The sequence below is a fragment of the Phenylobacterium sp. genome (genome assembly GCF_036563285.1).
GTDB lineage: Bacteria > Pseudomonadota > Alphaproteobacteria > Caulobacterales > Caulobacteraceae > Phenylobacterium.
Window position 1 is genome coordinate 103,263 of record NZ_DATCMR010000003.1, and the last position, 17,709, is coordinate 120,971.

13 protein-coding genes and 1 tRNA gene are annotated in these 17,709 nt (G+C 69.2%); 5 read left to right on the plus strand and 9 right to left on the minus strand.

The features are described from left to right. The first annotated feature begins 101 nt into the window (after positions 1-101). The 3 genes from panC (at position 102) to VIL76_RS02645 (ending at position 6,851) form a co-directional block, all read left to right on the plus strand. Complete coding sequence (gene panC, locus VIL76_RS02635) at positions 102-956, plus strand: pantoate--beta-alanine ligase (protein ID WP_332043436.1); 855 nt, start codon at positions 102-104, stop codon at positions 954-956. A gap of 382 nt (positions 957-1,338) precedes the next feature. After that, positions 1,339-3,573 (plus strand): family 16 glycosylhydrolase, encoded by a 2,235-nt coding sequence (locus tag VIL76_RS02640; protein ID WP_332043437.1) that lies wholly within the window; start codon positions 1,339-1,341, stop codon positions 3,571-3,573. A 455-nt stretch (positions 3,574-4,028) separates the two neighbouring features. Then, the gene (locus tag VIL76_RS02645; protein WP_332043438.1) at positions 4,029-6,851 is read left to right on the plus strand and encodes a family 16 glycosylhydrolase; all 2,823 of its coding nucleotides are present in this window, start codon (positions 4,029-4,031) and stop codon (positions 6,849-6,851) included. Positions 6,852-6,907: 56 nt separating this feature from the next. Here the strand turns inward: VIL76_RS02645 and VIL76_RS02650 are convergent, their stop codons facing one another. After that, a complete protein-coding gene (locus VIL76_RS02650) occupies positions 6,908-7,318 on the minus strand; it encodes a DUF1489 domain-containing protein (RefSeq protein WP_332043439.1) in 411 nt (136 codons plus the stop codon). A gap of 116 nt (positions 7,319-7,434) precedes the next feature. Here VIL76_RS02650 and VIL76_RS02655 point away from each other — a divergent pair, with 116 nt between their 5' ends. Next, complete coding sequence (locus tag VIL76_RS02655) at positions 7,435-9,219, plus strand: patatin-like phospholipase family protein (RefSeq protein ID WP_332043440.1); 1,785 nt, start codon at positions 7,435-7,437, stop codon at positions 9,217-9,219. Positions 9,220-9,462: 243 nt separating this feature from the next. Here the strand turns inward: VIL76_RS02655 and VIL76_RS02660 are convergent, their stop codons facing one another. From VIL76_RS02660 to VIL76_RS02685, 6 genes are all read right to left on the minus strand, one after another. Then, entirely contained in the window at positions 9,463-9,882 is a 420-nt protein-coding gene (locus tag VIL76_RS02660) for a DUF3574 domain-containing protein (RefSeq protein ID WP_332043441.1), read from the minus strand. Then, entirely contained in the window at positions 9,879-11,045 is a 1,167-nt protein-coding gene (locus VIL76_RS02665; RefSeq protein ID WP_332043442.1) for an isovaleryl-CoA dehydrogenase, read from the minus strand. The genes VIL76_RS02660 and VIL76_RS02665 overlap by 4 nt, the downstream gene beginning before the upstream one ends. 39 nt (positions 11,046-11,084) lie before the next feature. Further along, positions 11,085-12,377 carry a lysozyme gene (locus tag VIL76_RS02670; protein WP_332043443.1) on the minus strand — a complete coding sequence of 431 codons (1,293 nt, stop codon included), beginning with the start codon at positions 12,375-12,377 and terminating at the stop codon, positions 11,085-11,087. A 91-nt stretch (positions 12,378-12,468) separates the two neighbouring features. Continuing rightward, positions 12,469-13,893: a magnesium transporter gene (gene mgtE, locus VIL76_RS02675; protein ID WP_332043444.1), complete on the minus strand. Its 1,425-nt coding sequence runs from the start codon at positions 13,891-13,893 to the stop codon at positions 12,469-12,471. Positions 13,894-13,949: 56 nt separating this feature from the next. Next, positions 13,950-14,034, minus strand: a tRNA-Leu gene (locus VIL76_RS02680). 65 nt (positions 14,035-14,099) lie between these two features. Beyond that, on the minus strand, positions 14,100-14,414 hold the full coding sequence (locus VIL76_RS02685) for a FliM/FliN family flagellar motor switch protein (protein WP_332043445.1): 315 nt from the start codon (positions 14,412-14,414) through the stop codon (positions 14,100-14,102). Between the two features lie 9 nt (positions 14,415-14,423). Here VIL76_RS02685 and lipB point away from each other — a divergent pair, with 9 nt between their 5' ends. Further along, the gene (lipB, locus tag VIL76_RS02690; RefSeq protein WP_332043508.1) at positions 14,424-15,146 is read left to right on the plus strand and encodes a lipoyl(octanoyl) transferase LipB; all 723 of its coding nucleotides are present in this window, start codon (positions 14,424-14,426) and stop codon (positions 15,144-15,146) included. A gap of 125 nt (positions 15,147-15,271) precedes the next feature. Here lipB and VIL76_RS02695 read toward each other — a convergent pair whose 3' ends face one another. After that, the gene (locus tag VIL76_RS02695; RefSeq protein WP_332043446.1) at positions 15,272-15,685 is read right to left on the minus strand and encodes a DUF805 domain-containing protein; all 414 of its coding nucleotides are present in this window, start codon (positions 15,683-15,685) and stop codon (positions 15,272-15,274) included. 34 nt (positions 15,686-15,719) lie between these two features. Continuing rightward, the gene (locus VIL76_RS02700) at positions 15,720-17,684 is read right to left on the minus strand and encodes an acetyl/propionyl/methylcrotonyl-CoA carboxylase subunit alpha (RefSeq protein WP_332043447.1); all 1,965 of its coding nucleotides are present in this window, start codon (positions 17,682-17,684) and stop codon (positions 15,720-15,722) included. Positions 17,685-17,709: the final 25 nt, after the last annotated feature.

Consider the following 17,709-nt stretch of genomic DNA (forward strand, 5'->3'; position numbering starts at 1 on the left):
CCCGCCGGCGAGATTCGGGTCAACGGCGCGACGCCCAGCGGCCTGTGGATGGACGCCAGGCAGATAGACGCACGCGCGAGGCTCCGCCATAAGCCCCGCCGATGCCGCCGCCCCTCCCCGTCGTGCGCACCGTCGCCGAGCTCCGCGCCCAGGTCGCGGCCTGGCGGCGCGCCGGCGAGCGCGTCGGCTTCGTGCCCACCATGGGCGCCCTGCACGAGGGCCACCTGTCCCTGGTGCGGCTGGCGCTGGAGCGCGCGCAGCGCGTGGTGGTCAGCATCTTCGTCAACCCGACCCAGTTCGGACCCAACGAGGACTTCGACGCCTATCCCCGCGCGGAGGCGCGCGACGTGGAGCTGCTGGCGCAGGCGGGCGCCCACCTCGTCTTCGCGCCCGGCGCGGCCGAGATGTACCCCGAAGGCTTCTCGACGACGGTCTCGGTCGCCGGCGTGACCGAGCCGCTGGACGGCGCCGCCCGGCCGGGCCACTTCACGGGCGTCGCCACCGTCGTCACCAAGCTGCTCCTGCAGTGCGGCCCAGACGTCGCGGTGTTCGGGGAGAAGGACTACCAGCAGCTCCAGGTGATCCGCCGGCTGGTCCGCGACCTCGACATCCCGGTGGAGATCGTGGGCGGCCCCACCGCCCGCGCGCAGGACGGCCTCGCGCTGTCCTCCCGCAATGCGTACCTGTCGGCGCAGGAGCGGCCCGTCGCCGGTCAGCTCAACGCGATCCTGCGCACGGCCGCGGGCCGGCTGCGGTCCGGCGAGCCCGTGGCCGCCGTGGAGGCCGACGCCGTGCGGGCGCTCACCGAGGCCGGTTTCCGCAAGGTGGACTATGTGGAGGTCCGCGCAGCGGGCGACCTGGCCCGCCTCGGACCGGGCCCGATCGAGGCTCCGGCGCGCATCCTGGCCGCGGCGCACATCGGCCGAACGCGCCTGATCGACAACCTCGCGGTCTGAAGAACGTCGTCCAACAAGCTTTGCTAGGGCGGGTTGTCACACCTTCACCGTGGCGGGGTGTCGCACAGTGTAGCTCTTGTCGCAGCGACATCCTGTCCGGTTGTTAACACAGAATCGCCTATACTTGGAGGAATGGTGAAGCTACGAGTCCCGTAGATTCATGCACCTGCGTCGATACGGCTCAGCTGCGACATTCTAAAGCTTGACCATAAAAGTAAATGCAGATGGCCGGAATGTCGCAGCAACGTGCGACATTCTGGTGGAGAGCGTCTCCCAGACCCCCGTTTTACTTATCGTCCGTCCTGAAGAGCTGAGAACAACACACACAGCGACTTCGGGAGCCATGCCGCGGCGGGGCGGCGCACATAGCCGGACGAGTTTGATGCCCTACATCAAATACGACGGGACCCTGGCAGCCGAGACCGGCCCAGAGTCCAACTTCATCTCCAACAACGACGCCGCCGAGACGGTGTCCGGCAGCGCCGGCGCAGACTCCCTGTGGGGCGGCGCAGGCGACGTCCTGAAGGGCGGCGCGGGCAACGACATCTACTGGCTGCAGGCGCTCCGCCATCAGCTGGGCGTCGTCGAGAACCCGGGTGAAGGCGTCGACACGATCGCCGGCTGGCAGTCCCTGTCCCTCGAGCACTTCCCGAACATCGAGAACGTGCGGGTCGAGAACAACGGCACCTATGGCGCCGGCAACGGCCTCGACAACATCATCCAGGGCGGCGCGGGCTCGCAGCAGCTCTACGGCGGCGGCGGCCAGGACATCCTGATCGGCGGCGCCGGCGCGGACGTGTTCATCGTCTACAAGGGCGAGGGCAACGACGTCGTCCAGGACTTCAACGCCGCCGAGGACAAGGTCCGCCTGAAGGCCGGCTTCACCAGCTTCGACCAGGTGAAGGGCAAGCTCACCCAGGTGGGCGGCGACGTGAAGCTCGACATGGGCGACGGCCATGGCCTGATGTTCCGCAACATCACCGTCGACAAGTTCACCGCTTCGAACTTCCAGCTGCAGCTCGACGTCTCCAGCCTCGGCGCGCGGACGTTCACCGACGAGTTCAGCGGCCCGCTGTCGATCTGGGATCCCCAGTCGAACCCGACGGGCACGTGGCGGCCGGACTTCGGTTACCAGGGCGAGCAGGGCACGGGCAGCTACACCCTGATGTCCAACAACGAGAAGCAGATCTACACCTCGCCCTACTTCCGCGGGCACAACGGCGACTTCTCGGAGAGCCCCTTCGTCACCAACGCCGACGGGACCCTGTCCATCTGGGCGCGGCCGTCCACCAACGGCGAGATCTTCGGCTACGGCTACACCTCGGGGATGATCACCACCAAGGAGAGCCACTCCCAGACCTACGGCTACTTCGAGATGCGGGCGGACATCCCAGACGCCGCCGGCGCCTGGCCCGCCTTCTGGCTGATCCCGACCGACGGCTCCTGGCCGCCGGAACTGGACGTCATGGAAGCGCTCACCAGCGACGACAACGGCGCCTGGACGACGCAGCACTCCTCGGTCGGCGGCCACAGCTCCAACGGCAACCTGTCCTACATCCCGGACACGTCCGACGGCTTCCACACCTACGGCGCGCTTTGGACGCCGCAAAACCTGATCTGGTACATCGACGGCGTCGAGGTGTTCCGCACCGCCACGCCGGCCGACATGAACAAGCCGATGTTCATGATCGCCAACCTGGCCCTTGGCGGCTGGGGCGGCGAGATCACCAACGGCCAGCTCCCGGCCGAATTCAAGATCGACTACATCCGCGCCTATGACCTGCCGGGCGCGACGGTGGCCCCCCCGCCGGTGACTCCCCCGCCGGTGACTCCGCCGCCGGTGGAACCCCCGGTCGTGACACCGCCGCCGGTCGTGGTCCCGCCCCCCGTGGTGACTCCCCCGCCTCCCCCGGTCGTGAGCCCGCCCCCGGCCCCTTCGACGGGCGGCGGCGGCAGCAGCGGCGGCGGCGGCGGCAGCAGTGTTGGCGCGGACCCGTACGTGGTGCTGCGCGCCGGCAACGGCGGCGAGACCCTGACCGGGCTGTCGGGCAACGACGAGCTCTACGGCGGCTCCGGCGAGGACAAGCTGTGGGGCGGCGCGGGCGCCGACAAGATCTGGGGCGGCGACAACTTCGACAACATGCACGGCAACGAGGGCGACGATCGCCTCTGGGGCGGCATGGGCGACGACTGGGTGGTCGGCGGCAAGGACAACGACCTGCTGTCGGGCGACGAAGGCTCGGACGTGGTGCTCGGCAACATCGGCAACGACTTCGTCGATGGCGGCGCTGGCGACGACATCGTCCGCGGCGGCCAGAACGACGACACCGTCTGGGGCCAAGGGGGCAACGATTGGCTTTCCGGCGACCGCGGCTCCGACACCCTCACGGGCGGCGCTGGGGCGGACACCTTCCACATCTTCGCCGAGGCGGGCGTGGACCGCGTCACCGACTTCAACTTCGCCGAAGGCGACAAGGTCTTTGTCCTTCCGGGTTCGACCTACTCGGTCGCCCAGGTGGGCGCCGACACGGTGATCGACGTCACCGGCGGCGCGCAGCTGATCCTCGAGAACACGCAGCTCTCGAGCCTCGGTTCCGGCTGGATCTTCGGGTCGTAGGGCGACCTTAGAAGACGCCAGTTGGCGACGGCCGGTGCGGGCGCCCGCACCGGCCGTTTTCTTTTGTCCGCAGCTCTGCGGCAGCCCGCCACACCTTGACCGTGACATGGCGCCACAGCCGAGCTCTGCGGGCGCAACCGGCATGGTGGAAATGACGGAACGTCGTTCCTACAGTCAAGCTCCGCTACGGCACAGCTTGTTGGTCCGTTCGCGGAAGTAGATCAGCAGCTTGACCGACAAGCTCGGCTGTAGACCGATAAATTTGTTAAGCAACTTCAACGCGACTTCGAGGCGGTTCACGCTACAGCCAAGCTGCTTGTACGGCCAAGGCGTGCGACATCTTACGGCAGCGGTTCGTACAGCCTGCATCGGTAACGTCCGGCCAATCGCGCGGCGGTGAGGCCGCAGCGATCGAAGGCGGCGTCGGGGCCGCCACTCCAGGACGGGAAACGAAGATGCCCTACACGAAGTACGACGGCGCGCCTGCGGCCGAGACGGGGCCGGACAGCGGCTACTTCGGCAACAACGACGCGGTGGCGGAGACGACCACCGGCAGCACGGGCGCGGATTCGTTGTGGGGCGGCGCGGGCGACGTGCTGCGCGGCGGGTCGGGCAACGACATCTACTGGCTGCAAGGCCTTCGCGACCAGCTGACCGTCGTCGAGAACCCGGGTGAAGGCGTCGACACGATCGCCGGCTGGCAGTCCCTGTCCCTCGAGCACTTCCCGAACATCGAGAACGTGCGGGTCGAGAACAACGGCACCTACGGCGCCGGCAACGGCCTCGACAACATCATCCAGGGCGGCGCGGGCTCCCAGCAGCTCTACGGCGGCGCCGGCCAGGACGTGCTGATCGGCGGCGCCGGGGCCGACGTGTTCATCGTCTACAAGGGCGAGGGCAACGACGTCGTCCAGGACTTCAACGCCGCCGAGGATAAGGTCCGCCTGAAAGCCGGCTTCACCAGCTTCGACCAGGTCAAGGCGCGGCTGAGCCAGGTCGGCGCGGACGTGAAGCTCGACATGGGCGACGGCCACGGCCTGATGTTCCGCAACATCACGGTCGACAAGTTCACGGCCACGAACTTCCAGCTGCAGCTCGACACCACGACCCTGGGGACCCGCACCTTCAGCGACGAGTTCTCGGGCCCGCTGTCGATCTGGGACGCCCAGTCCAACCCGACCGGGACCTGGCGCCCGGACTTCGGCTACCAGGGCGAGCAGGGCACGGGCAGCTACACCCTGATGTCCAACAACGAGAAGCAGATCTACACCTCGCCGTACTTCCGCGGGCACAACGGGGATTTCGCCGAGAGCCCCTTCATCGTGAACCCCGACGGGACCCTGTCCATCTGGGCGCGGCCGTCCACGAACCCCGAGATCTTCGGCTACGGCTACACCTCGGGGATGATCACCACCAAGGAGAGCCACTCCCAGACCTACGGCTACTTCGAGATGCGGGCGGACCTGCCGAACTCGGCCGGCGCCTGGCCCGCCTTCTGGCTGATCCCGACGGACGGCTCCTGGCCGCCTGAGCTCGACATCATGGAGACGTTGACGGTCGACGACAACGCGACCTGGACCACCGAGCACCACGGCACGGAGGCCAACCACCTCTCCAACGGCAGCCTCTCGTATGTTCCCGACAGCGGCGACGGCTTCCACACCTACGGCGCGCTTTGGACGCCTGAGACCATCACCTGGTACATCGACGGGGTCGAAGTCTTCCGGATGGCGACGCCGGCCGACATGAACAAGCCAATGTTCATGATCGCCAACCTGGCGCTGGGCGGCTGGGGCGGCGCGATCGCCAACGGCCAGCTCCCGGCCGAGTTCAAGATCGACTACATCCGCGCCTACGCCCTGCCCGGCTCGGGCGGCTCCACCGGCGGCTCCACCGGCGGCTCCACTGGCGGCTCCACTGGCGGCTCCACTGGCGGCTCCACCGGCAGCTCCACTGGCGGCTCGACAGGCGGAGGTACCGGTGGTTCGACCGGCGGCGGCACGGGCGGCGGCGGGACCGGCTCCACCGGCCTGGTGCTCACCGCGGCGATCAACGGCGACACGCTCACCGGCGGCGCCTACGGCGACACCCTGACCGCCAGCCAGGGCGCCGACGTGCTCACCGGCGGCGAGGGCGCGGATGTCTTCGTCTTCAAGAACCTCGCCTGGACCGCGGGCCAGATCACCGACTTCAAGGTCGGGACCGACAAGCTCGATGTCTCCGCCCTCCTGACCAGGTACGGCTACAGCGGAGCCGACGCGATCGCCGACGGCTACGTGAAGCTCATCGCCAACGCTGCCGGCGGGAGCTGGGTCTACTTCGACACCGACGGCAAGGGGACGGGCGACCAGTGGGGGACCTTCATGGTCACCCTCAACGGCGTGAACCCGGCCGGCGTCACCTGGGCGCAGCTCGCTGGGACCACCGCGGCTCCGCCGCCGCCTCCCCCGCCTCCGCCCCCTCCCCCGCCGCCGTCGGTCGGCGTCGTGCTGACCTCCAGCGTCCACGGTGACACCCTGACCGGCAGCGGCTACGCCGACACCATCACGGCGGGCCTGGGCCCGGACAAGCTAACCGGCGGCGCCGGCGGCGACACCTTCGTGTTCAAGGCGCTGCCGTGGACGGCGGGACGGATCACCGACTTCCAGGTGGGCGTCGACAAGCTCGACGTCTCCGCCCTGCTCTCCAAGTACGGCTACAAGGGCGTGAACCCGCTGGCCGACGGCTTTGTGAAGCTGGTCGACAACGGCAAGGGCGGGTCGTGGGTCTACTTCGACACCGACGGCAAAGGGAATGGCGACAAGTGGGGGACCTTCCTGGTCGAGCTCGACAAGGTCCCGGCCAAGGGAACCACCTGGGCCCAGCTCTCGCCGCCTGCCGGCAAGACGCTGACGTCCGCGAAGAGCGCCGACACGCTCACCGGCGGCGCAGGCGCTGACACGCTGATGGCCGGCCAGGGCGCGGATGTGCTGACCGGCGGCGGGGCCGAGGACCACTTCGTGTTCAAGGACCTGCCCTGGACCGCCGGCCGCATCGCCGACTTCAAGCCGGGCGTCGACAAGATCGACATCTCCGCGCTTAGCCAGAAGTACGGCTACCTCGGGACCGACCCCGTGGCGGACGGCTACGTGAGGCTGATCGCCAACTCCACCGGCGGCGCCTGGGTCTACTTCGACACCGACGGCAAGGGGACCACCGACCAGTGGGGAACCTTCGTCACGACACTCGACCAGGTGGCGCCGTCCGGCCTCACCAGCACGGACTGGATCGTCCACTAGGTCGGGCGCGGGCCCCCTTCAAACCCGACAAGGGGGCCCGCAACCTTATCGCGACGCTACCAGGCGCCGATCTCGCGCAGCTGCCGGGCGAGTTCCGGCGGGGCCTCGCCGAAGGCCTCCAGCGCCAGGTCCTCCGGCGCGTCCCTGGCTTCGAGGTAGCGCCAGCCCTGGAAGGCCCGCCGCGGCGTCGGCGCAACGCGGACCAGCTCCTCGTGGAGCGTGACCTCGCAGCGCGCATTGGGGCCGGCGCCGACCGTCTCCACGGAAAGGATGCGCTGGCGGCACAGGATGGCGCCCTTGAACACCCGGTAGATCGAGCCGCCGTCCACCATCTCCGCCGCCCGCTTGGGCGTCTGGCGGGTGCGCAGGATCCAGGGCTGGCCGGGCGCGGTGTTCCCGCGGCGCCAGTCGAGCAGGTCCTCGATGGTGTCGCACCCGACGACGAGCTTGATCATGTGAAGGGCCATGGTCCTTCGGGATAAATCCGCCGCGCCCACTCCGCCAGTGGCCCGGGCGGGGCGGAAGGTCGCGGCGGCCCCTACGGCCACGCTACGCCGCGGGACTCAGCGTATCGTCTCTGGCGGTGGCCAGACTCCCTGAGATCCCCGACGATTCCGCCCTGGCGCGCCTGTTCTCCCGTGCGCGGGTGCAGGAGGAGGCGGTGTGGTTCTCGCTGCCCGGCGGCCAGACCCTCTATTCGGCCGGCGATCCGCCCGACCAGCTCTACTTCCTGCGTACGGGCCGCCTCGGCGCCTTCCGCCGCGAGGAGGGCCAGGAGCCGCTGTTCCTCGGGGTGATCCGGCCGGGCGAGCCGGCCGGCGAGATGTCGCTGATCGCCGGCGCGCCGCACTCCGCCGACGTGGTCGCGCTGCGCGACTCCGAGATCTTCGCCCTCCCCGCCGAGGCCTTCTTCGAGGAGTGCGAGCGCGACGCCTCGGTGATGACCGAGCTCGCCCGGCTGATGATCCTGCGCACCCGGCAGGCTGCCAACCGCGGCCGCATGGGCGAGCCCTCGGTGTTCGGCTTCACGCCGCTGGGCCAGCCCGGCCCGCTGCGCCCGCTCGTGGAGCGCATAGCCCTCGAGATCGCCCGCCTCGACTACTCCGTCACCTGCGTTGGCGTGGAGGCGGCCAACGCGCCCACCGAGTGGTTTTCCGAGGTGGAGCGGACCCACGACTTCGTCCTCTACGTGGCCGAGGCGGCGGACGTGGGCTGGCGCCAGGCCGTCTCGCGCCAGGTGGACCGGCTGTTCCGCGTCGGACGCGGCGACCTCGAGCCGCCGAAGATCACCCCCCACGCTTCCCCGTCCGCGCCGCTGCAGGCCCAGCAGCTGGTCGACCTGATCCTGCTGCAGCCCGCCAACGCGAAGGCGCCGGAGGGCTCTGAGGCCTGGGTGGACGCCGCCCAGCCGGCCCGGGTCTTCCACGTGCGCAACGACCACACCGGGGACGCCCAGCGCATCGCGCGCGTGCTGACCGGCCAGTCGGTTGGCCTTGTGCTCTCCGGCGGCGGCGCGCGGGCCTACGCCCACATCGGCGCGATCCGGGCGCTACGCCAGCGCGGCATCCCCATCGACTTTGTGGGCGGCGTGTCCATGGGCGCGATCATCGCTGCCGGGGTCGCCCTGGGCTGGGAGGACCCCGAGCTCGACCTCCGGATCCGCACGGCCTTCGTGGAATCGAGCCCGCTGAACGACATAGCCCTGCCAATCCTGGCCATGACCCGCGGGGTGAAGGTCGACGAGCTGCTGGCGGAGCACTTCGGCGAGGCGCAGATCGCCGATCTCTGGCTGCCGTTCTTCTGCCTGTCGTCGAACCTGACCACCGGCGCCTACCACATCCACAAGCGCGGCCTGCTGCGGCAGGCGCTGCGGGCCACCATCTCGCTGCCGGGCGTGCTGCCGCCGGCCACCGAGGGCAACAACGTGCTGGTCGACGGCGCGGTGCTGATGAACTTCCCCGCCGATGTGATGCGCTCGACCCAGCTGGGGCCCATCGTCGGCGTCGACGTGACCGGCGGGCGCAACATCACCGCCGACGACGTCGCGCGGCCGGAGTCGGCGCTGCGCTGGATCCTCTCCGGACAGTGGAAGAAGGGCCCGCCGATCATCTCGCTGCTGATGCGGGCGGCGACCGTCTCCACCGGGCGCGACCTGGCCGCCGCGCGCGAGGCCACCGACGTCCTCATCCAGCCCGACATGGCCGGCGTCGAAATCCGCGACTGGACGGCCTACGCCCCGGCGGTGAAGGAAGGCTACCGGGCCGCCGTGGCCGCCCTCGACAAGCTCTCCACGCCGGTCCAGGCGCTGCGCCGGCGCGCCAGCATCGACGACCCGCTGGTCAGGATGCGGGCGGCCTCGGGGGGCTGACGAAAATCGCTGCAAGGCAGCGTTTGCGCGACTCCCCCATCGCACCCATATTGGCCTCTCCTGTTCAACAGCTGAAAGGAGGTGATCCAGTGTCTCATAGTTCCACCCGTAGTTCGGTGACCGTGACCTGGACCTCCGCTGAGGTCCGCGCCTAACCCAGGTTTGGTGAAGGTTCGGGGCCGCACTGCGGACCGACTATGGAAAGGCCGCTCCAGCGATGGGGCGGCCTTTCGCTTTTCCGGCCTAGAACGAGACGCAGGCCGCCTGGGTGACCAGCAGGACGGATTCCTGGTTGAAGCGGGTCTTGTAGGCGGTCCGGACCGCGTCGATCCGCTGGGTGGTGTCGCCGCGCTTCGGCAGCACGATCAGCACCACCTTCGAGGCCTCCCGGATCAGCTGGTTCTCGCTGCCCCGCCACTGCCCGCCGCCGTCCATGACCGTCAGCCCGTCAGGGAAGCGCGGCGTCAGCTCCTGGTCCACGAAGCGCTGGAAGTCGGTCTGGCTGACGCCTGGCTTGCCGCCCACGTTGCGTCCGAAGAACAGCTGCGCCGTCCGCAGGCGCTCCTGGCCCGGCGGGCACACCGACTCCGGCTCCTTCTCCGCCACCACGGTCGAGCAGCCGCCGAGCGCCACCAGTAGAGCGAGCGCGCCGAGCCGCCTCATGACCCCACCAGCTCCCGGCCAATCAGGAAGCGCCTGATTTCATTGGTGCCTGCCCCAATGTCGTAGAGCTTGGCGTCCCGCAGGAGACGCTCCACTGGATACTCTTTTGTGTACCCCGCCCCGCCCAGCGCCTGGATCGCCTCGAGGCTCACCTTCACCGCATTCTCGCTCGCCATCAGGATCGCACCGGCCGCGTCGAACCGCGTGGTCATGCCCGCGTCGCAGGCCCTGGCCACGGCATAGACGTACGCCCTCGCCGAATTCAGCGCCACGTACATGTCGGCGATCTTGCCCTGCATCAGCTGGAAGGTGCCGATCGGCTTACCGAACTGCTTGCGCTCGCGGACGTAGGGCAGGACCACGTCGAGGCAGGCCTGCATGATCCCCAGCGGCCCCGCCGCCAGCACGGTCCGCTCATAGTCGAGGCCGCTCATCAGCACGCCCGCCCCGCCATTCTCCGGCCCGATGACGTTCTCCTCGGGCACCTCGCAGTCCTCGAACACCAGTTCGCCGGTGTCGGAGCCGCGCATCCCCATCTTGTCGAGCTTCTGGCTGACCGAGAACCCCTTGAAGCCCTTCTCCACGATGAAGGTGGTGATGCCGCGGCTCTCCGCCTCGGGCGTGGTCTTGGCGTAGACCACCAGGGTGTCGGCATGCGGGGCGTTGGTGATCCAGAATTTCGTGCCGTTGAGGACGTAGCGGTCGCCCCGCTTCTCGGCGCGCAGCTTCATCGAGACCACGTCTGAGCCGGAGCCGGCTTCGCTCATGGCCAGCGAGCCCACGTGTTCGCCGCTGATCAGTTTGGGCAGGTAGCGGCGCTTCTGCTCTTCCGATCCCCAGCGGCGGATCTGGTTCACGCAGAGGTTCGAGTGGGCGCCGTAGGAGAGCCCGACGGAGGCCGAAGCGCGGGAGACCTCCTCCATGGCCACCACGTGCTCGAGGTAGCCCAGGCCCAGCCCGCCGTAGGCCTCCTCCACCGTCACTCCGTGGAGGCCGAGCTCGCCCATCTGCGGCCAGAGCTGACGGGGAAACTCGTTGGTGCGATCGATCTCGGCCGCCAGCGGCGCGATGCGGTGGGCGGCGAAGCGGGCGGTGGTCTCGCGGATCGCGTCGGCGGTCTCGCCGAGCCCGAATTCCAGCGTGGGTCCTTGGTTTGGGATCATACGGCGCGGCTTAGCACGCGCCGGACGGGGCCGTCAGCTTCAGCGCTCGCGGCCGAGGCGCTGGAGGAGCAGGTAGACGGTGATCGAGAACAGGCCGACGCCGGCGATGCAGGCGAGCGCGCCCACGATCCGCGGCGTCAGCAGCCCGGTCTCAGGGCCGGGTTGGGCGTTCACCGCCCAGAACAGGCCGCCGGCGAAGAAGGCCAGGCCCGCGATGGCGAGCACCACCAGGGACAGCAGGCCGTCGCCGGTGCGGCGCTCGATCGGCTGGACCTCGACCGGTACGAACTCGAAGGGCGCGGTGTCGTCGATGACGATCCGCTCGCGCGGGCCCTCGTCGTCGGCCGGCGGCGGCAGGGGCTCGGCGGGCTCAAAGCGCTCGGCCGAGACCTGACCGTCGTTGGCCGGCTGTTCGAACAGGTCGCCGGTCGGCTCCGTCTGAACCAGCTCGGGCTCCGCGCGGCGGTCTTCCGTCGGCTCCAGCTCGGGCTCCGGCGGCAGGAGCTCGAACGGCGGCTCCTCCTCCTCCAGCGGCTCCACTTCGGGCGCGTCGAGGACGTCGGCTTCCGCCTCGGTGACCTCCGCCGGCGCGAGCTCGATCTCGGGCTCGGGCTCGGGCTCCGGCTCAGCCGGCGGCTCGTCCTGGAAGAGGGTTTCCAATCTCGCCGTCACAGCCTCGGCGGCGGTGGAGACGGGGTTCTCGTCCTCGATCGGCGCGCCGGGGATCGGCTCCGGCTCCACCTCCCGCTGCACGGTGGCGCGGTCGCCGTCGAGCGAGGCGACCAGGGCGGTGGGCTCGTCGCGGGGCACCAGCGGGGCGGCATCGGCGTCCAGCTCGGGCTTCAGGAGCGGGGTGGGCGCCACCGGCCAGGAGTCTCCTGGCGGGGTCAGGAAAAGAGTCTTCTCGGCCGAGCGGCGGCGGACCAGGGCGTCGATGACGATGGCCTCGCCCTGGAACTCGGCCTTGCGCCACAGCTCCAAGGCGCAGGCTGCCTTTAGGACCTGGCCCTCGTTCAGGCGCTTGAGCACCTGGGAGCCGGTGAAGGCCTGGACGCCGATGTTCGAGACGAAGGCGCAGAGCGCGTCGAACTGGTTCTGGCTGAGCGGGGCGAAGGTCAGCTCGTTGACCGCTTTGGCGACCGCGATCAGGTCGTAGAGCAGCAGGGCCTCGGCGTCGGATTCCGACACCTCGGCGCCTTCGCGCGCCGAGAGCGTATGGCCGTAGCCGATGGTCCAGCGCCCGTCGGGCAGCTGGGCGGCCTTGCGGCGATAGCCCTCGAACCGCTTGATCAGCTCGATCGCGGCCGGGGAGACCTGGTGGCGCGGCTTCATCAGCCCTTCTTCGACCCGTTTTGGCACAGACGCGCGGGCGTCCTGCGGCACAGCGCAAGTCCCAGGCCGCCATCCTTAACAGGCCCAAGGTTTACAACAGGATGAGAGCCGCCAGCCCCAGGAAGGCGAAGAAGCCGGTGAAGTCGGTCACGAAGGTGACGAAGACCGAGGACGAGACGGCGGGGTCGCGGCCCATGCGGTCCAGCGCCAGCGGGACGAGCGCGCCGGCCAGCGAGGCCACGAACAGGTTGATCACCAGCGCCGCCCCGAAGGCGATGGAGAGCCGCAGGTCGCGGAACAGGAAGTACAGGATCGTCCCGGTGATGGCGGCGAGCGCGGTCCCGTTCAGCACGCCCACGGTCATCTCGCGGCTGACGGTGCGCACGGCGTTCACCGCCGAGAGCTCGCGGCTGGCCAGCGCGCGCACGGCCACGGCCAGAGTCTGGGTGCCGGCGTTGCCGCCCAGGGAGGCGACGATGGGCATCAGAACGGCCAGCACCGCCAGCTTGACGATCTCACCCTCGAAGGCGCGGATCACGCTGGCGGCCATGGCGGCGGTGAGCGTGTTGATGAGCAGCCACGGCAGCCGCGACTTGACGATGCCGAACACGCCGGCGTCGCGGCCCGCGTCGGACACGCCGGCCAGGGCCAGGATGTCCTCCTCGCTCTCCTCGGCGATGACGCCCACGATGTCGTCGACGGTGATCTGGCCCACGAGGCGGCCGCCCGGCTCCACCACCGGAGCGGAGATCAGGTTGTACTTGTCGAAGATGTAGGCGACCTCCTCCTGGTCCATGTCGACCGGGATGTCGGTGATCGGCTCCATGATCTGGGCCAGCGGGATGTCCCGCTTGGATCGCAGCAGGTGGCTCACCGGGCAGGCGCCCACCGGGTGGTAGCTCGGGTCCACGACGTAGACGTCGAAGAACAGCTCCGGCAGCTCGTCGCTCTCGCGACGCAGGTGGTCGATGGTCTGGCCGACCGTCCAGAACTGCGGGGCGGCCACGACCTCGCGCTGCATCAGGCGGCCGGCGGTCTCCTCCTCGTAGGCGAGCGCAGTCTCGATCGCCGCCCGCTCGATGTCGGGCATGGCCGCCAGCACCTGGGCCCGGCGACCGGCCTCCAGGTCGTCGACGACGTCGGCGGCGTCATCGGAGTCCATTTCGCCCAGGGCGCGGGCCAGGGCGGCGGGCTCGACGAGGTCGACCAGGTCCTCGCGGATTTCGGTGTCCAGCTCGGGCAGGACCTCGGCCAGTACCTCGGGGTCCAGGTGGTGCAGCAGCTCCTCGCGGTCGTCCGCCGAGAGGAAGCCCATCAGGTCGGCGATGTCCTCGCTGCGCAGCGCGTTGAGGAGTTCGCGCAGGCGCTCGGCGTCGCCGCGGTCGAGCGCGTCGTCGACCTCGCGCACATAGTCTGGATTGAGGGCGTAGTCCTCCTCGAGGGCGAGGTCCTCGAGGTCTTCGTCGGCTTCGGGGCGGGACTTCAGCTCGGCGAGGTCGTCGGCGTCGCGGCTCATGCGGACCTCCCCCCTTGCTGATGAATTTCCTACCGGATTCGATGGCCCTGATTCACTGGTGCGGTCGAGAAGACTCGAACTTCCACGGGTTGCCCCACAGCGACCTCAACGCTGCGCGTCTACCAATTCCGCCACGACCGCTCGTGGTGAGGCGCGGGGGGTAGCAAACGCGAACGCCTTTGTGAAGGGCGCCCCGCTGCGGCCGTTCAACCGCCTCCGCCAGCCATGTAGTCGTAGACGTTCGCTTCGCGAGTCACCGCGATGGCGATGCGATCCTCGCTGATCTGGATCTCGCCCCGGGCCACCGGGTGATTGTTGGCCAGGATCCAGACTTCCTCGTTGACCGTGGTGTCCAGCGGGATCACCGCGCCGCGGCCCATCCGCAGCAGCTGCTGCATGGGGATGCTGGAGCGCCCCAGCACGACCTGGATCTCGACATTGACCGCGTCGACCTGGCTCACGAACGAACGCTCCCAAACGACTGGCCCGGCGCTTTGCGCGACGCAGGCGAAGGCCCACATTGGGTGAACATGCTTGACCGCACGTTAAATACCGGGGGCGCGGCCGCCCTTTTCGGACGGCAGGACGCCGTACCGTCGGGGTGGGCCGTGTCGAGCGGGCTGGTCGGCTATCCGGAGGCCGTGGCGGCCATGGAGGCGCGGGCGCAGGCCATCGCTGAGGGGCGCGCGGGCGAGCTCGTCTGGCTGCTGGAGCATCCGCCGCTCTACACGGCGGGCGTGTCGGCGAAGCCCGGCGACCTGCTGGACCCGCAGCGGTTCCCGGTATTCGAGAGCGGCCGCGGCGGGCAGTTCACCTACCATGGGCCCGGCCAGAGGGTGGCCTATGTCATGCTGGACCTGTCGGCGCGGAAGAAGGACGTGCGGGCGTTCGTGGCCGCGCTGGAGGCGTGGCTGATCGGGGCGCTGGCGCGGTTCAACGTGAAGGGCGAGGTGCGCGAGGGCCGGGTCGGGGTGTGGGTCGAGCGCAAGGCGCCGCGCTTTGTCTCGGAGGACAAGATCGCCGCTGTCGGGGTGAAGATCCGGCGGTGGGTGTCGTTCCATGGCGTCTCCCTCAACGTCGAGCCGGAGCTGTCCCACTTCGGAGGCATCGTGCCGTGCGGGGTCACGCAGCACGGTGTGACAAGCCTGGTGGACCTCGGGCTGCCGGTGACCATGGACGAGGCCGACGCGGCGCTAAAGGGGAGCTTCCGGGAGGTCTTCGGGGAGGTGGAGGACGCCTTCCCTCCCCTCTAGGGACGGGTGGCGAGCGAAGCGAGACAGGTGAGGAAGCCGGGTCAAGCGCTGACTCCCGGCTCGTCCCCGCACTTCCTCACCCGGGCCGCTGTGCGGCCTGTCCCTCCCCTGGAGGGGAGGGAAAATTACGCCGCGATCGGCGCGGTCAGGGGATTCGGGCCGTAGCGGTTGGCGCCCTGCTCGCCGGGCATGGCGCCCAGCTCCACCACCGCCCAGACCAGGACCACCATGAACAGGAAGTCCAGGAAGCTCGCCGGGTGGGGCCAGACAGCGACGATGGAGAACAGGATCAGCGCCGCCCACCAGCCGGACCGGCCGCGGTCGTGCAGGCGCTTCGAGAGCACGCAGGCCCCGCAGTAGAACAGCGGCGGATAGACGAACCAGCCGGTCAGCCAGTGCAGGGTGTCGCCGACAAGGGCCTCGTAGAGGGCGGCGAAGCCCAGCAGGATCGCCGCGGCCAGCCAGGCGGGTGCGCGGGGGCTGCGGCCTTCCGCGGAGAAGAACAGCTCGCTCCAGTCGATCTGGCCGTTCGCGTTCATGACCCCCTCAATCCTTAGGGGAGCATGCCTGGATTCAGGCGAATTCCACCAGCACCTCGTCGGCGGCGACGCTGTCGCCGGCCTTGGCGTTGACGGCCTTGACGGTCCCGTCCCGCTCGGCGCGGATGATGTTCTGCATCTTCATGGCCTCGAGGACGGCCACCACCTCGCCGGTCTTCACGTCCTGTCCCTGGGAGACATCGACCGAGACGACCAGCCCAGGCATGGGCGAGAGGACCATCTTGGAGGTGTCGGCGGCCTTCTTCGGCGGCAGCTTCTCGTGCAGCTCGGCAGAGCGCGGCGAGAGCACGATGACGTGGGCCTGGGCGGCGCGGTGGCGGATGATGAAGCCCTCGGCGGCCGGCTGCACTCGGCAGGTGAAGGCCACGCCGTCGAGCACGCCGGCGAACGACGGCTTGCCCGGCCGCCAGTCATGGGCGAGCCGAAGGGTGCGGCCCTCGCCCAGGAACTCCACCACGCCCTCGGCGATGCGCACGTGCCGCTTCTCGCCGTTCTCGATGACGATCCAATCCGGGCGCAGCAGCTCGCGGGCGGCGCGGCCGACCTGGATCCGGTGCATCGCGCAGCCGACCGCCGCCATCAGATCGCGCTGGAAGTCGGTGGGCTCCGTCCCATTGAAGCCGTCCGGGAACTCGTCCTTGATGTAGTTGGTGGAGAGCTTGCCGGACCGGAACCGCTGCTGGTCCATCACCGCGGCCAGGAAGGGCACGTTGTGGCCCAGCCCCTCGATGTGGAAGTCCTCCAGCGCCCGGCCCATGGCGTCGATCGCAGCCTCGCGCTTGGGCGCCCAGGTCGACAGCTTGGAGATCATCGGGTCGTAGAACATCGAGATCTCGTCGCCTTCGCGGACCCCGGCGTCGTTGCGAACCACCGCATCCGCCGTCTTGCCTTCCGGCGGCGGGGAGTAGCGCACCAGGCGCCCGATGGAGGGGAGGAAGCCACGGTAGGGGTCCTCGGCGTAGATTCGGCTCTCGACGGCCCAGCCGTTGATCTTCAGGTCCTTCTGCTGGAAGGCCAGCTTCTGTCCCGCGGCCACCCGGATCATCTGCTCGACCAGGTCGATGCCGGTGATCAGCTCGGTCACCGGGTGCTCGACCTGCAGGCGGGTGTTCATCTCCAGGAAGAAGAAGCTCCTGTCCTGGCCGGCCACGAACTCGACGGTGCCGGCGCTGTCGTAGCCCACGGCCTTGGCCAGCGCGATCGCCTGGTCGCCCATGGCCTTGCGGGTCTTGGGGTCGAGCAGCGGGCTGGGCGCCTCCTCGATGACCTTCTGGTTGCGGCGCTGGATTGAGCACTCGCGCTCGAACAGGTGGACCACGTTGCCGTGCTTGTCGCCCAGCACCTGGATCTCGATGTGCCGCGGGCTCTCGATGAACTTCTCGATGAAGATGCGATCGTCGCCGAAGCTGGCCTTGGCCTCGGCCTTCACGGCCGGGAAGCCCTCCTCCACGTCCTTCCGGTTCCAGGCGACGCGGATGCCCTTCCCGCCCCCGCCGGCGGAGGCCTTGATCATCACTGGATAGCCGATCTCCTCGGCGATCTTGATGGCGTGGGCGGTGTCGTCGATCTCGCCCACGTGGCCCGGCACGGTCGAGACGCCGGCCTTCTTGGCGAACTTCTTCGACTCGATCTTGTCGCCCATGGCCTCGATGGCCCCGGGGTTGGGGCCGATGAAGACGATGCCTTCCTTGGCCAGCCGGCGGGCGAAGCCGGCGTTCTCGGAAAGGAAGCCGAAGCCGGGATGGATCGCCTCGGCGCCAGTCTTGCGCACCGCGTCGACGATCTTGTCGGCCACGAGATAGCTCTCGGCGGCGGGCGGCGGGCCGATGAACACGGCCTCGTCGGCCATCTCCACGGCCATGGAATCGGCGTCGGCCTCGGAATAGACGACGACTGTCTGGATGCCCATGCGCCGGGCCGTCTTAATGATCCGGACGGCGATCTCGCCCCGGTTGGCGATCAGAATCTTCGAGAACAAAGCGGCTGAAACCTCGGTCACTTCC